Genomic DNA, 15491 nt, shown 5'->3' on the forward strand with positions numbered 1-15491 from the left:
AAATGGAACAGAAATGGATGCATTGCCCGTTTTATGGTGTTTTTAGCACCTGTCAGGCAAACACCTGTTTGCGAAACCCCAAAGGGGAGACGCCGGTCTCCCGACGAAAAAAACGACAGAAATAGGCGACATCCTCAAAACCCAGCTCATAGGCGATGGTCTTGATCGTTTTGGGGGTAAAGGTCAGCTCCCTGCGTGCTTCAACGATCACGCGTTCATGAAGCAACTGGGTCACGGTTTTACCCAGGTTCTGACGGGTTAATTCATTGAGTCGCTTGGGCGTCAGGCCAATCTGCCCGGCATAAAACGACGTATGCCGTTGGTTTTTATAGTGGGATTCCAGCAGGTCGAACAGATTCATGATGCGTGGATCAATGTAGACAGACTCTGGCGTAAAATCTGGCAGATAGCGCGTCAGGTAATGAAGAAAGGCTGTCAGCAGTGACTCAAGCAGATCCCAGTCTGGTGTTTCACGGTGAATTTCATCATCCATAATTTCACCCAGGTGATCGAGATGCCGATACCCCAGATGATCCAGATGGATACAGGCACGTTCAATACTGAAAGTGGCAAAAGCTTCCTGAAGCAATAGACGATTGCGGTAGCCTGACTCGATGAAATCCGCCTGAAACGTCAACACATACATCAGCTCCGGCGGCGTGACTATCTGGTGAACCTGTCCCGGCGCTATCAGGTAAAGCGTTCTTGGCCTGAGCGGAAATGCCGTGAAATCAATGCTGTGTTCACCTTCCCCCGTTTCTGTCCAGACCACCTCAAAATAGTCATGCCGGTGCGGACGCCGCTGAAAGCTTTGCCGATTCGTTTCATCCACGCGAATGATTTGAAGAGGTTCTTCATCGGGAAGCCGGTAATGCTCAATATCGGTGCTGGCCATGATCGCCATGTATCATCCGGGAACAAACTCAGGCGTTGTGCACAGAGATGTGGCATTATGCGGCACGAACCGGGGCTTGCCTATCCGCTTCGCCCACACTCTCAACCCTGATAATTCCAACAACAAAAGACAGGAGCACATGATGACAACCGCTTACTGGTGTGTCCTGGCAGCTGCCATGATGCCATTCGTTTTTACCCTCATCTCCAAAAGCACGACACCGGGTTACAACAACCGTCGCCCCCGGGATTTTTATGTCGGCCTGGAAGGTCTCAGCGCACGGGCAAACTGGGCACAGCAAAATTGCTTTGAAGCACTGCCTATCTTTGCCGCAGCGGTGATCATCGCGCACCAGATCGGCGTTGCCAGTCAAGCCACCATTGACCAGCTGGCTCTGGCGTTTATCGGCCTGCGTGTCCTGTACGGTGTCTTTTACCTGGTGGACAAACACATGCTGCGCTCACTGTCCTGGTTCGCGGCCTATGGTTGTGTGATCGCCCTGTTTGTTGTCTCTACCTGACCACCCAGACAGGTATATCAACTGACTCTCTACACAATTTGATGACAAAACATGCACCTTTATGTGACACATTGTTGAATTTTTTCTACAACTGATTAACACTAGCGCTTCGTTATGTACGTATGTGCCTGGCCTCGGGGAGGCATGCTGTTTGCATGTGGGTCAGCGCTTCTAAGCATAACTACCAACAAAAACAACATACCTTGGAGTGGGTACACCATAATGAAAATGTTGAAAAAGAGCGCATTAAGCGTTGCTGTCGCTGCGGCATTGGGGGCAACTGCTGCACAGGCTGACAACAGCTTTGTTGACGACAGCTCGCTGAGCTTCACCTATAAGAACTATTTCTGGGAAAATGATGTATCCAGTTCAAATGACAGCGAAGAATGGGTACAGGCCTTAGTCGCTGACTATCAATCTGGATACTTTGCAGATGTCATTGGTATTGATATTCAGGCAGGTTTTGCAAATGATATTAATTCCAAAACTCAGGGCGATGGTTATCCCAGCAATCCGTCAAACGTTCCTGTTGGCGATAACGGTAATGTCAACGATATCGCTGGTTTCCAGCAGGCTTACCTGAAAGCAAAATTCGGTGATGACGATCTTAGCCTTTACGGTACTTATGGCGTTAAGAAACGTGGCCTTGAAACCTACGGTGACAGTGGTTCACGTATCCTGAACTCATCCAGCTACGGCGTTGACCTGGCAGCCAATGTTTATGGCGTAGATCTGTACGCCACTCGTCTCACTGGAGCCAGTGCCCGTAACGCATCAACCTTCAAGCATGACTTGGAAAATGAAAACGGCGAGAAGATCGATGACATTAAGATCTTTGGTGCCGGTTATGAAATCAGCGGTCTGAGCCTGGTGGCTGAACAGGCCAACTCCAAGGACTACCTGAAGAAGTCCTTTGCCAAGGTTGGCTACAGCTTCGACGTTGCCGACAACATGAGCGTTGACCTTGACGCCCGTTACGGAAAAGTCAAAGAAGACGGCCGCCTCTATGGGGATGACGGCTACAAGTCTTCCTACACCAACTACAACGCCACGCTGAGCTTCGGCAACGCTTATGTTGGCCTGGGTTACAACAAGACCAAAGACGGCGACTATAACAACGCCCTCTACGACGGTGACCACGGTACTTATAACTCCTCACTGGACCAGTGGGAAGGTTATAACTACGAAGATGAAAAGGCATTCCTCTTCAGTGCCGGTTATGACTTCAGCGACCACGTTCCAGGCCTGAGCGTGGATGTATGGTATGCCAACGGTGAAGACGCCAAAGACATCGACAACTTCAAGCAGAAAGAGCTGGGTGCCTATGTCAACTATGATTTCTCTGGCAAGCTCGAAGGCCTGTCTCTTGCCTGGTACCACGCTGCTTACCGCACCAGTGGCACCTCTACAGATCCAAATCGGGATGATCTGCTTGGCGCCCTGTATGACGCCGATATCAACCGTGTCTACCTGACCTACACCTACGAAGTCTTCTAAGCAATTCTTTGCTTATTAACTTCAACAACGCCACCTCCGGGTGGCGTTTTTTTGTGCAGACAAATCCGTACGAAGACAGTAACCCGTCAAGAGAGGATACGTTACACTGGTCGTCCGTGATGCCAGGGTGATTAACGTGCAAGCAGAAAGTTACCAAACGCTTTATCAACGCGCCTGCGAGCGCAAAGGTGGCGAACAGGCACTTGAAGGGCTGTTACCCAAATCACTGCCCCAAAAAGCACTAACGCAGCTTGGCGAAGACCGCTACCTGGCAGAATTCACCCGCAAGGTTTTCCAATCCGGCTTTGTCTGGCGTGTGGTGGATAACAAATGGCCGGCTTTTGAAGAGCTGTTCTGGCACTTCGATATTGAAAAACTGCTGATGATGCCGGACGACATGCTGGAACGAAAAGCCGCTGATCCACGCATCATCCGGCACCTGAAGAAAGTCTGGAGTATTCGCGATAACGCCATCATGATCAGCGATGTGCAACGCCAACACGGCAGCTTTGCCACATTTATTGCTGACTGGCCAACCGACAACATCATCGGATTATGGCAATACCTGAAAAAGCATGGTTCCAGACTGGGTGGCAATACCGGCCCTTATGCCCTGCGGGCACTTGGTAAGGATACCTTTATCCTCAGTCGTGATGTGGAAGGCTATCTGCGCGCGCACAAGGTCATCGATGGCAGCGCCAGCACCAAACGCTCTCAGCAACAAATTCAGGCATTCTTCAATCAGCTGCAGGAAGACAGTGGTCGTTCATTGTCCGAACTCAGTCGTCTGGTTGCCTTGAGCACTGGCGACAATCGCATACAGACCACCCAGACAGAAGAACCTGCACCCGCATAAGGAATCCGCGATGACCAAGCTGCTGACAATCCTTCTGGTTCTCTTCGCCGTGCTGGGCGTACTGGTCATGGTACTGGAGCGGTATGCCAGGCCCGTATCGGCTGAAACGCAAAGCAGGATGTCCAGCACCATTATGGTACTGGTATTCATTCTGCTGGTTGGGCGACTCCTGATGGAACTGTTTGGCGGCTAACCACTGACTGGATGAGATAATCAGGCCGTTTGTTCAAACACCGCAATATCGTCGGGCTGTAACACGGCTAATGGTTTTCGCTCTGCCAGGGACTGCTGGTACATCGCCTCTGCCAAAGCGCTGATGCGTGTAGGCCGGTACTGTCGGATTGCCTGCAATGGAATAGCAGTAAGTACGGACAATGCATAAAACCCGATTTGCTCTGCCGGCCGGAATTCATCCCGTTCGCCATGCAGCAGAGAGGGTTGATAAATCACCAGCGACGCCAGCCCCATGGCTTTGAGTGAGGTTTCCACCTCGCCCTTCACTCGCATATAAAAGGCGCGGGATTTTGAGTTGGCGCCATAAGCGCTGATCAGGTGCAGACGGGGTTTCTGGTTGGCACAAACCCACCGGGCAAGAGCGATAACATAATCATGATCAACCTGCCGAAAAGCCGCCCGACTTCTCGCACGACGTATCGTTGTACCCAGGCAGCAGAACACTTCATCAACCGATGTGTCGCAGTGGAGCGATCCCAGTTGGTCCAGCGATAGGATCTGTTCAGTCACCTTGGGATGCGTTGCCCATGATGTGGGCCGATAATGAATGACGATCACTCTTTGATAGACGTCACTCGTCAGGAGGCGCTCCATCAAAATACGCCCCGTTGCTCCCGTTGCCCCCAGCACCATAGCGGTTAATGACGCCGTTTTTTTACCTTCAGGGCAAGACACTGCATTCATTCTGTCATTCTCGCCAGTTTACATTTCTTCTGTTTATTTGCGACTCAGTGCTGCACTCACTCGCTGCCCTTTAAGAACGCGTAATAGCGTTCCATACCTACAATCAATTGCCAATGTAAAATGCGGAAAATTTGGCATAAGCCAAGCAACGGCATCTCCCACCGGTCCCCCTATTGCCTCTCCAATAGTTATGTCAACATTAACAAAACAAGTATCATCTAACCCTTTATTATTTTTGAATTCTTGCACCTTATCAACAAAAAACTGTAAAGTTTCACTATTCATCTTTACAGCGCCTTTCTTTTCAGAACCACCTTCCTTTAAAGGATCTGTTTCCCTGAAAACTGAATTTAACATCGCCTCAACAATGATATCTTTATCATGATCATCGGTAATATTCAGCAAACCGAATAATCTATTGCAGTCCTCCTGCATAGAAACAGATCTCTGATTCATTGTGCTAATGACCGGTTGTATTTTACTTTCTGCGTAACTCTTTCTTCGATACCATTTAATTTTATTGACCTCCTGAAAATGATGATTCAATTCAATGAGATCGGTAAAAAACTCTCTCGCTTCGTCTATTGCAGAAGAGAAGCAGGCACGCTGTTCCTCATTCAATCGTTGAGTAAATCGCTCAACTTGAGACAATTGCGCTTGACTGCACAAACTCCCCAAACCAGATTGAGTACCGCAGGCTCCTGCCATTTCATCATCATGCGCACTTGTTGTGGGGAGTCTGTCCATCGAATGACTCGGTGAGAGTCTCGGTAAACTAGCACCTTCGTCATCAATCAGGTCGAGTGTGTGTTCACAGCCTTGAGGGCCACTCACCTCCAAGGTTTGTTCGCCACAATGAGCTGGATCACTAGCAACATCTGACTTATGACCTTCAGCTTCCAGATTTTCTAGTCGCATTTGATGATCACCCGTCGTCACCCTCTGAAAACTTGAGACTTCACTATTCCCCACATCCTTTTCCAGAGGAGTGCACGGAGCATGACTTCTACGTGACGTACTCATTGGAACAACCAAAGAGTCGAGAGCTCTATATGAAGTCAACTCAACACACAACGAAGCTTCATGAGGATTATCAGATTCGTGCTGTCGTAGAGATGAATTGTAACTACTGTTAAGGGATTGCATTGCCAGTATTGCACGACGCCTTTGGTCACCCTCTGCGTCATCGGTTTCTTTTCCTTTCCCGGCCTGAGCCCCCCCCTGTGGAGATTCATTACCCTGAACAGGTCCCTTATCCTTATTACCGGTATCCTTGATTGATGCTGAGGGTGAAGGTCTTTGGCCACCGCCACTTCCTGAAGGGCCATCATCACTTGTTTCAGTACAGTTAAATAATGCCAGTAGCTTATCAATTAGCCCTCCAATCAACTGGCCCAATTCTGACATAGCGGTCTTAAAACGCCTCCAAAGCATTGCTCCGCACGATTCAGGCGGACTACTGCCCCCCCCCGGCGAGGCACCGTTGTCGGGACTAAGAGTAATTACCTCATCCACACCATCAGTAACAACCGACCTATGACTGATCGAACTACCGGCATTTGCCTTAACAGCATGTAGAAAAGGAATATCTTCACCAGCTTCTGAGCTGGTCGATCCTCTCCCTTCACCCTCTACAGTAATGGGGATTACAGCAGGGCTGTCTGTGCTGTTCAAATGAGCTGCAGGTATAGTGTCAGGTTGTTCTAGGGAGGCATCGTGCACCACAACTTCAGGTTCTATGAGGCATCTCGCCCGTTCTTCCGCATCTTCATCTTTTGACGCATTTCCTGCATCACTACAGGCTTCAGGTCTTTCTTTTAAGTGACGTTCTTCTGGCGTACCCAAGTGCGAGGCACAAATAATGCTACTGGGCACAGCTGAAACGACCGTATCCTCGACTGCTGCTGTTAAAGTTGGATAATCGGATGATGACTGTCCATTATTTACTGAAAGACTTCTGTCGTCAGCGTTAGTATCGCCCAACATATCGGTCTGTAGTAAAACTGACGCTGTATCTGCCCCTGAGGTTGACTCCGTATCTACCAGTGAATTTTGAGCAGTTACATACACTCCTGATGTAAGTGTTGACGCAGTATCACCCGCCCCCACTCCGGTGCTACCTGTTTCTAAAATATTTCCCCTAGAAGCAGTAACACTTATCTGGCCGGGGTGAGCTGCTGTAACGTCAGACTCAGGGGGTAGTGTAGCCAAAACGTCCTCTGCAGAATCCGTTTCTATGTCATCCGAGCGTCCTACACTACTTGGAAAAGTGTTAGGGGAGCCTACCCGTTGAGATATGGTGAATATTCCTGGACCTTGGCGTGTATTGTTATTGCTGCCTGATGAAGACTCCCGACTTTTAAATCTGGATACAAAACCCTTTACTTTTGCCACCTTGGCATCAGCATTCTCCTTGGCTTTTCCCCATTTTTCCTCAAGAACCGCAACTTTACGTCCTACCAGCGCCCGAAACTCCCCGAACCTTTTTTTAGGGGGAGGCATCTGGTTTGGCACGTCACCAGCTTGATCTACTGTCAGTCCTGCCATCTCGGCTGAGTCTGTAGATCCACTGGAACACCTTCGATCCGGGCTTGGCAGTGAATTGGCCCCCGAGAGATCTACTATTGAACCCTTGGGCGATAACGAGGGAGAACCCATGAAAACATCCTTTTATAGACTTCTTATACATCTGACAAAGTCTGTCATGATCGGGTTAACACCATCACTAACCACACTGTCCAGTATTACTAACCATTGAATGGTTCTGGCAAACATCATCACTTTTTGACATAAAAAACATGAAAATAGATATCTTTCAGATATGTTCTAACGCGAGAGCCAGTCCTTCTCCTACCGCCTGTAACGAACAGTCAATCCTGATTGCATGCCCGAGGATCGTCTTCTCAACCTTTCGGCTCATATCCTTGCTTTTATCCTCAGTTGCCCCGATAAAAAGCTTCCGAATGGTTAGGATACTCTTGCGGTCCATGGATTTGGACAGGATAGCCTGTGAGATGACGTGCGCCGCCGCCTCATCCCGCTCACTCTCAGAAAACTGCGCCAGCCAACCGCCCAGCGGTTGCTGACAGGCATTCATATCCTTCATCAGGCCCGGCCCATAGCGCAGCATGTTGATCGGCCCGCGAGCGGCCTTTGGTATCAGGGCAAACACATTGCCCAGCTCATCCAGTAAGTCAGCAGGGATGTTCCGGTAACGCTCGTCCGTGCAACAGTCAGTCATGGTCAGGAAATTATCCATTATCAAGGGGTAACGTCGCCGATCTGGCCAGCTTATGACCCTACCGGGGACAGGCAGGATAATGCCATCCCCCGGCGGCGGCAAGGCGCTAGACACGCTCGCTGCCCTCCGACACCATCCGGGCACCAACATGCTCAATGATACGCTCCCGCAGCCAGATATGGGCGCTGTCATTATCATAACGCTCATGCCAGACCAGCAGATAGGTCACCGGTTCCAGGGAAAGCGGCAGTGGCAACTGCACCACAGCATGGTGTTTCAGGGCCTCACCGGCAAACAGGTTCAGCGCTGTGAAGATCAGGTCACTGTGTTCACAGATACTCAACGCGGCATAAAAGTCCGGTACCCGTACGGTGATGTTGCGCCGCAGGTTCATCTGGTCGAGGCGATAGTCCAGCATCCAGTAATCCCGGCCTTCACAGTAAACCTGAACATGGGACTGCCTGAGATAGGTCGCCAGATCCCATTCCCTGCCCAACGACGCCGGGTGCTCCTTCCGCATCAGGCAGACATTGCGGTCTTCCGCCAGCTCACGATACCGCAGGGAACGGGGCAAACCCGACGTGCCGTAGGTCGGGTTGTCCGTCACCTCCTTGGCAATCACTGCCAGCTCAATGCGCCCCTGCTGGAGCTGGTTGATGGAGTCTGGCTGCCAGTCATAACAGTTCATGGTCACCCCGGGCGCCAGTGTCTGGATGCGCCCAAACAGGCCCGTCAGCAACACCGGGTAGGCACTGCCAATGCTGGCCAGCACGAAGTGGCGCTGGGAGCGTTCTGGTGAAAAGATCTCCGGCTCTACCGCCGACATCAACTGCCGGAGCGCCAAACGGATACCGCCTTCCAATTGGATCGCCCGAGGCGTCGGCTCCAGACCGTGGGCCACCCGGACAAACAGCGGGTCATCGAACAGTTCCCGCAGTCGGCCCAGCAGCTTACTGATCGCCGACTGGCTCAGGTGCAGACGCAAAGCCGCGCGGCTGGCACTGCGCTCTTCAAGCAACGCAATGAAGCCAACCAACAATTTCAAATCAAGGCGGAACAGACGGTCCAGGGTCATGACAACTATTCCAAAATGGAAAACACGACGACAGGTTATTTCATTAGGATTCATATCATAGCGATCGTATCATTCCCGGCAATACCAGACGTTCGCCTTATATTTCCGGGAGACTTCCTTGCCACAACGCAGTTTAATGGGCGTACTGATCCTGCTCGTGCTGTTCAGTCCGCTGGGGGTGGATATTTACCTGCCTTCTTTCACCACCATCATTGAGTATTTCAACACGACCGCTGACAAGGTCCAGTATACGCTCAGCCTGTTCATCCTGAGCATGGGACTCGGCCAGCTGGCCGCAGGACCGTTGACCGACCGCTTCGGACGACGCCCCATCGCCATGGCTGGCATCGTGATGTACATGACCAGTTCCCTGCTGATCCTCCTCTGCCAAACCATTGATCAGCTCATTGTGCTACGGATGCTCCAGGGCGCCAGCGCCTGTTGTACGACCACCGTTGCGTTTGCCGTGGTGCGCGACAGGCTGCCTCCCCGTGATGCGGCGCAGGCTTACAGTTACCTGAATGGTGCCCTGAACATCGCACCGGCACTCGCCCCCAGCCTGGGTGGTGCACTGGCGGCCGCGTTCAGCTGGCAGGCCAATTTTGTGTTCCTGGCCCTGTTTGCACTCGCCAGTCTTGTACTGGTCACCGTCAAGCTGCCGGAAACCCGCCCGGATGTCACCAGCCAGCGCCCGTTAGGCGTACTGGCCAGTTATCGCGAACTGTTGGGGCATCGTACCTTTGTGCTGTACAGCCTCTGCTGCATGGGGGCTATGTCAGTTATTCTCAGTTACGTGTCGTTTGCCCCGCAGGTCTTGATTAGCAACATGGGGATTTCTACAACAACATTCGCCCTGTTGTTCGGCGCCAACGCCCTGGTCATCATGGCCGGCAGCTTTGCCGCTGGGCGCAGCATGTTTCTGCTGGGAGAATCCGGCTGCATGATCATCGGCAGCCTGATGATGCTGACAGGGGCAACCTTGATGGCCGGGGGATACTGGCTGGATATGCAAACCGCGTGGTCATTCATGGTGCCAGTGATGGTTGCCTGCTGTGGGTTTGCCTGGCTATTGGGTGCAGCCACCAGCCGTGCCCTGGCCGACTTTCCCCATATCGCCGGCACAGCGTCCGCCCTGCTGGTCTGTATCCAGATGCTGGGCGCAGCACTGGTCAGCATCCTTGCCCAGGCCAGCCCTTTCGCGCACCGGTTGACACTGGCCATTCTGATGCTGGTGATGGCAGTCTTCGCCTGCCTGGTCACAGCCACAGGCAAAACACAAAGCGACAATAGACTTGTAGATCCAGTAACCAGTTAAACTCAGAGCGCCATGGCAGTCATCCCCTGCCTGCCATGGCGATCATGCCGGAAAACCCATCGCTCAACGCTGATAAATTACGCATTGACTTCCTTCACGACTTGCCTTTAGATTGCCAACGTCTTCCCGAAATGAGCATGACCTGAGTGAACATTGCGTTCAATCGTGATTACCTGAAACACTGCATTGCAGGCCATAACCTGCCTAGTCCTATGCATTGCCTGCCCCAGTCCCCCATGGACACGCAATACGACGCCATTATCAGGATCAGAATTCGCAGATAGTCCTAACCACGACCCAAACTGACCACAGTCTTCGACTGTAACGCAACACGCGTCGTTGGGGAGTAGTCGCCCACATAAAGTGGGACCGTTGTCGTCAACACGGAGCAATCCCGGCAACGGTTGAGCCTCACAAGCTTTGACGAGACCAGCACCACACTAGCCATAGTGCGCGATTTCGTGCGCGCCGGATTTTGACGGAGCTATACCGTGCTGAACCATGCCTGGCCGATCATCGGCTTTAACCTGTTTGTCCTGGCCATGCTGGCCCTTGACCTTTATCTCCACCGTAACAACAAGGAAGTATCTCTTCGTCATGCGCTGGGATGGAGTGCCGTCTGGGTCGCCATGGCAATCGCCTTCAACCTGATTATCTTCTTTTTCTGGGGAACCCTTTCACCGGAAAGTACACTGTCCAGTCATGAGGCGGCCCTGGCGTTTGCCACCGGTTACCTGATTGAGAAATCCCTGAGTGTCGACAACCTGTTCGTCTTCGCCATGATCTTCAGCGCTTTTGCTGTGCCCCGCGCCTACCAGCACAAGGTGCTGTTCTACGGTGTCGTCGGCGCCCTGGTGATGCGGGGAGTGATGATTCTGGCGGGCAGTGCGTTGATTGCCCGTTATCACTGGTTGCTTTATGTCTTTGGCGTGCTGCTGATCTTTACCGGTATCAAGATGGCGATGCACAAAAACGACGCAACCAATGACATCAGCAACAGTCGCTGGCTGAAAGCCCTGTCACGTCGTCTACCAATGACCGATGGGTTTCGGGGAGCTGCGTTCTGGGTACGTGAACATGGTCGCTGGATGGCAACACCGCTGCTGCTGGTTGTCCTGGTCGTCGAACTCAGTGACCTGATGTTCGCCATTGACTCCATTCCGGCCATTTTCGCTGTGACCACCGATCCGTTCCTGGTCTATACCGCCAACGTGATGGCTTTGCTGGGCCTCCGTTCATTGTTCTTCGTACTGGAAAGCCTGATGGATCGCTTCCGTTACCTGAACTACGGCCTTGCCGTCATGCTAAGTTTTGTGGGTGTGAAGATGTTGCTGCTGGATACAGCGTGGGCAATCCCGACCCCGGTCTCCCTGCTCGTCATCGCTACGGTATTGGGCGCTTCTATCAGTCTGTCACTGCTCCGGAAACCGGCGGTTTCTCAGGTCATGACATTACCTTCGGTGGGTGTCTCACTGCCTAAATAATCAGGAACGTTGTCTAACTGACACTGCAGCCGCCAGCCATTAAGGCTGGCGGCTGTTTCTCCCGGCTGACCATGCACGCTATCCATGAACTGTTGCTACAAACCCAGTAACCGGGTTGCCAGGCCGAAGTAAATCAGCATTCCCGAAATATCAACCAGTGACGTCAACATCGGGCTGGCCAGTACTGCCGGATCCAGCGATAAACGACGAGCTGCCAGTGGTACCAATGCTCCGGTCAAGGTTGAGAAGATCACCTGTACTGCAAGCGCCAGGGAAATCACAGTGCCTACACGCACCAGGGTCAGCTCACTCGGCAAATCAGCGGCAGACGTGAGCAGGGCCACCTTCAAAAATGCCAGTCCTGCAATCACCAGCGCCATCAGGGCAGCAATACGGAATTCCTTCCAGAGGATACGCAGCGCCACACCCCGGCCAAGTTCACCTACCGCCATGGCGCGGATAATCACGGTAGCCGCCTGACTGCCAGCATTACCACCACTGTCAGCGATCATTGGCATATAAATCGTCAATATTAATAAAGACGACAGGGCATCTTCATAACTGCTGATGATGTAGCCCGAGAGAAACCCAAACAAGGTCAGCAAAATCATCCAGTGCACACGGCTGGAGAAATGTCCCCAGACGGAGGTTCCCAGGTATCCAGTGGATGACCCGGTGCAGGCATCATTGCCATTCAGGCAATACGGTTCAACCTGCGTGGCAGATACGGTTGCTTCTGCCGGTTGCAGCAGCGGCTTGTTGTTCATCATAAAAATTCCCACCGATCAGGTTGTATTCAGGCAATGTTATTTTTCAGGCGGGAATAGCGCAGGCCGCGCAGGATGGGAAAGAGCGTGCAAAAAAGGCGTGTCTTACCGTAAAACCAGCGACCGGAAGCTGCGGGTACCCGCGTCAATACTGGGAGGTTGTTCAGACATTGGTTTACCCATTGTTTGCTCAATGAAGATCACAGACGCCATCCATGGCAATCCGCGGCGCATTGTATTCCTTCCTGCCTGAACGCTTCATGAACACATCAACAGATCGGTTGCAGTTATGGCAGGAACAGGCATGCTTAGGGCTCTGCTTCATGCCGGATTTCTTTTATGTCTGACGCCCGATTCGTCCGTGGCGGGCTTATGCGCCATATCGTTGTCATGTCGTCTACCAGTGCAATCGGGCTGATGGCCCTGTTCCTGGTCGACCTGCTGGATATGTACTTCATCAGTCTTCTGGGGCATGCCGAACTGGCGGCGGCTGTCGGCTTTGCCGGCTCCCTGGTCTTTTTCAATACCTCGGTTTCCATTGGTGCATCCATTGCCATGGGTGCCCTTGTATCCCGCTCACTGGGCGCCCGGGACATGGCTTCCGCCCGTCGTTTTGGTGCCAGCGCCATGCTGTTTTCCCTGATCATCGGCTCGGTGATAGCGATGGTCATGGTGTCCAATGTTGAGGAGCTGCTGGCGCTTATCGGCGCCAAAGGGCTTGTTGCCAAAAAAGCGGCTGACTACCTCTGTATCCTGATGCCCAGTGCACCGATCCTGGCCATGGCCATGGCGGCCAGCGCCGCCCTGCGCGCCACCGGTGATGCCAAGCGCGCCATGTTCGCTACGCTGGCCGGTGGTATTGTCAACGCTATCCTGGATCCCCTGTTCATCTTCGGACTGAACATGGGCATTGAAGGCGCCGCCACGGCGTCTGTGCTGGCGCGTATCTGCATTTTTGCCATCGCCGCCTATGGCATGGTTTACCACCACGGATTGATGGCACGACCACACTGGCAGGATTTTCAGTGCAACCTGAAACCCATCGCGATCATTGCCCTGCCCGCGATTCTTGCCAATATCGCCACGCCGTTTGGCAACGCCTTCGTGACACGATTTATTGCTAACTTTGGTACGGATTATGTGGCCGGGTTTGCGGTCATCGGTCGTCTTATTCCGGTGGCATTCTGCCTGCTGTTTGCCATCTCCGGTGCTGTCGGCCCGATCATTGGTCAGAACTTCGGCGCCCAGCGTTTCGATCGGGTGCACCGAACCCTGTTCGACGCCCTGCTGCTTGCAGCACTCTACAGTATTGTCGTGTCCCTGCTGCTCTGGCTGCTACGTGATCCTCTCATTCATGCTTTTGGTTTACGGGGAGATTCCGCGGAACTGTTTGCCCTGTTCTGCCCCTGGGTAGCCATGAGTTTTGCGTTTAATGGCGCGCTCTATATTGCCAATGCGTCGTTTAACAACCTGAATCGCAGTTATTGGGCAACCTTGTTGAATGCAGGGAAAGCCACCATTGGCACCATTCCGTTTGTCGTCTTTGGTGGAAAAACGTTCGGTGCCGAAGGTGTGTTGATCGGTCAGGCCGTTGGCAGCATTGTGTTTGGTATCGCAGGATTCCTGTTGGCCGCCAGGCGGGTGCATCAACTGAAAGTCTGCCATGAGCGGAAAGAGGAAGAAGCAGTGATCGAGCCGGCCATGCCACTCATGCCCTTCTGTTCATCTCGCGCTTATATGATGGAAGATGCCCAACTTGACGTGGAAGCTGCGGAAGATACTGACACAAAGCAGCTTTGAAGAAACAAGATCAAAACTATACTACCGCAAACGTCTATTTAACCAATGAGGTTTGTGAATGAGCGCGGATATTGTTAATCAGGCCAGTGACTGGGTCGCCCGCAACGATACCATCTTGCTGCAGTACATTATTAACCTGGCCGCTGCGCTGCTGACTCTCCTGGTGGGCTATATCGCTGCCAAAATGATCAGCAGCACCATGGTTCGGGTCATGGAAAAACGACGGGTCGACACCACCATCACCCGTTTCTGCGGCAACATGGCCCATTACGCCATCCTGACCTTCGTGGGCATCGCCGCACTCGGACGGATTGGTGTCCAGACCGCTTCATTCGTCGCCATCATCGGTGCCGCCGGCCTTGCCATTGGCTTGGCTCTGCAGGGTTCACTGTCCAACTTTGCCTCCGGCGTCCTGCTGATTCTGTTCCGGCCTCTCAAGACCGGTGAATATGTGGAAGCCGCTGGTACCGCCGGTACCGTGGAATCCGTACAGATCTTCACCACCGTGTTGATGACGCCTGATAACAAAATGGTTGTTATTCCTAACGCCAATATTCTCAATGGCAATATCATCAACTATTCCCGTACCGGCACCCGCCGGGTGGATCTGGTGATTGGTGTCAGCTACAAGGCCGATCTGGCACAAACCAAGGCAGTGTTGCAAAGCGTACTGGAGAAAGAAAGTCGTCTGTTGAAAGACCCTACCCCCACCATTGGCGTCAGCGCATTGGCAGATTCTTCTGTGAATTTCGTCGTACGTCCCTGGGTGAAGACAGAGGATTACTGGGATGTGTACTTTGACCTGCACCAAAACATCAAGATTGCGCTGGATGAAGCCGGCATAGAGATACCCTTCCCACAGATGGATGTTCATCTGGAAAAAGTGGCGGCCTAAAACCAATCCCCCTTAATCCGATTAAGGGGGATTATATTACACTTGTATAACGACGCAGCGAAATAACAAAGCTCATTCGCTATATAAAAAAAACTTACTATTAATATTAAGCCTATAAAATAAAAAAACATTATAAAAAAATCTTAAACAAAAAATAAGAAGCATTAAAAAAAGAAAACGTCCCTTAAAACAACATCAATACAAGAACAACCCCAAAAAATCAAATAT

The 15491-nt window shown here is 52.0% G+C and carries 15 protein-coding genes; 8 read left to right on the top strand and 7 right to left on the bottom strand.

From position 1 onward, the window contains the following. Positions 1 to 52: 52 nt before the first annotated feature. Positions 53 to 904: a helix-turn-helix domain-containing protein gene (locus KHS78_RS08575; protein ID WP_211827292.1), complete on the bottom strand. Its 852-nt coding sequence runs from the start codon at positions 902 to 904 to the stop codon at positions 53 to 55. 133 nt (positions 905 to 1037) lie between these two features. On the opposite strand from KHS78_RS08575, the gene KHS78_RS08580 reads away from it, so the two are divergent. From KHS78_RS08580 to KHS78_RS08595, 4 genes are all read left to right on the top strand, one after another. Beyond that, on the top strand, positions 1038 to 1415 hold the full coding sequence (locus KHS78_RS08580) for an MAPEG family protein (protein ID WP_211827294.1): 378 nt from the start codon (positions 1038 to 1040) through the stop codon (positions 1413 to 1415). A gap of 222 nt (positions 1416 to 1637) precedes the next feature. Beyond that, positions 1638 to 2912: an OprD family outer membrane porin gene (locus tag KHS78_RS08585; protein ID WP_211827296.1), complete on the top strand. Its 1275-nt coding sequence runs from the start codon at positions 1638 to 1640 to the stop codon at positions 2910 to 2912. Between the two features lie 136 nt (positions 2913 to 3048). Next, positions 3049 to 3768 (top strand): DNA-3-methyladenine glycosylase I, encoded by a 720-nt coding sequence (locus KHS78_RS08590; protein ID WP_211827298.1) that lies wholly within the window; start codon positions 3049 to 3051, stop codon positions 3766 to 3768. Positions 3769 to 3778: 10 nt separating this feature from the next. Beyond that, entirely contained in the window at positions 3779 to 3961 is a 183-nt protein-coding gene (locus tag KHS78_RS08595) for a hypothetical protein (protein WP_211827300.1), read from the top strand. A 20-nt stretch (positions 3962 to 3981) separates the two neighbouring features. Here the strand turns inward: KHS78_RS08595 and KHS78_RS08600 are convergent, their stop codons facing one another. The 4 genes from KHS78_RS08600 to KHS78_RS08615 all read right to left on the bottom strand — a co-directional run bounded on the left by KHS78_RS08600 (position 3982) and on the right by KHS78_RS08615 (position 9002). After that, complete coding sequence (locus tag KHS78_RS08600) at positions 3982 to 4686, bottom strand: NAD-dependent epimerase/dehydratase family protein (protein ID WP_211827301.1); 705 nt, start codon at positions 4684 to 4686, stop codon at positions 3982 to 3984. Between the two features lie 33 nt (positions 4687 to 4719). Next, entirely contained in the window at positions 4720 to 7233 is a 2514-nt protein-coding gene (locus KHS78_RS08605) for a hypothetical protein (RefSeq protein WP_211827303.1), read from the bottom strand. A gap of 268 nt (positions 7234 to 7501) precedes the next feature. After that, a complete protein-coding gene (locus KHS78_RS08610; RefSeq protein ID WP_211827305.1) occupies positions 7502 to 8041 on the bottom strand; it encodes a hypothetical protein in 540 nt (179 codons plus the stop codon). Then, positions 8034 to 9002: a LysR family transcriptional regulator gene (locus KHS78_RS08615; RefSeq protein WP_211827307.1), complete on the bottom strand. Its 969-nt coding sequence runs from the start codon at positions 9000 to 9002 to the stop codon at positions 8034 to 8036. The genes KHS78_RS08610 and KHS78_RS08615 overlap by 8 nt, the downstream gene beginning before the upstream one ends. Positions 9003 to 9120: 118 nt before the next feature. Between KHS78_RS08615 and KHS78_RS08620 the strand changes: the two genes are divergently transcribed. Beyond that, positions 9121 to 10317, top strand: a complete 1197-nt coding sequence (locus tag KHS78_RS08620; protein WP_211827309.1) for a multidrug effflux MFS transporter — start codon at positions 9121 to 9123, stop codon at positions 10315 to 10317. Positions 10318 to 10808: 491 nt separating this feature from the next. Beyond that, a complete protein-coding gene (locus KHS78_RS08625; protein WP_211827311.1) occupies positions 10809 to 11801 on the top strand; it encodes a TerC family protein in 993 nt (330 codons plus the stop codon). Positions 11802 to 11896: 95 nt separating this feature from the next. Here KHS78_RS08625 and KHS78_RS08630 read toward each other — a convergent pair whose 3' ends face one another. Next, a complete protein-coding gene (locus KHS78_RS08630) occupies positions 11897 to 12571 on the bottom strand; it encodes a magnesium transporter (protein WP_211827313.1) in 675 nt (224 codons plus the stop codon). Between the two features lie 187 nt (positions 12572 to 12758). Next, positions 12759 to 12893 carry a hypothetical protein gene (locus KHS78_RS22465; RefSeq protein ID WP_281417024.1) on the bottom strand — a complete coding sequence of 45 codons (135 nt, stop codon included), beginning with the start codon at positions 12891 to 12893 and terminating at the stop codon, positions 12759 to 12761. Positions 12894 to 12907: 14 nt separating this feature from the next. On the opposite strand from KHS78_RS22465, the gene KHS78_RS08635 reads away from it, so the two are divergent. Further along, complete coding sequence (locus tag KHS78_RS08635; protein ID WP_211827315.1) at positions 12908 to 14368, top strand: MATE family efflux transporter; 1461 nt, start codon at positions 12908 to 12910, stop codon at positions 14366 to 14368. A gap of 58 nt (positions 14369 to 14426) precedes the next feature. Then, entirely contained in the window at positions 14427 to 15263 is an 837-nt protein-coding gene (gene mscS, locus KHS78_RS08640; RefSeq protein ID WP_211827317.1) for a small-conductance mechanosensitive channel MscS, read from the top strand. The last annotated feature ends 228 nt before the right edge of the window (positions 15264 to 15491 follow it).

The organism is Kistimonas asteriae, assembly GCF_018263925.1.
Taxonomy (GTDB): domain Bacteria; phylum Pseudomonadota; class Gammaproteobacteria; order Pseudomonadales; family Endozoicomonadaceae; genus Kistimonas; species Kistimonas asteriae.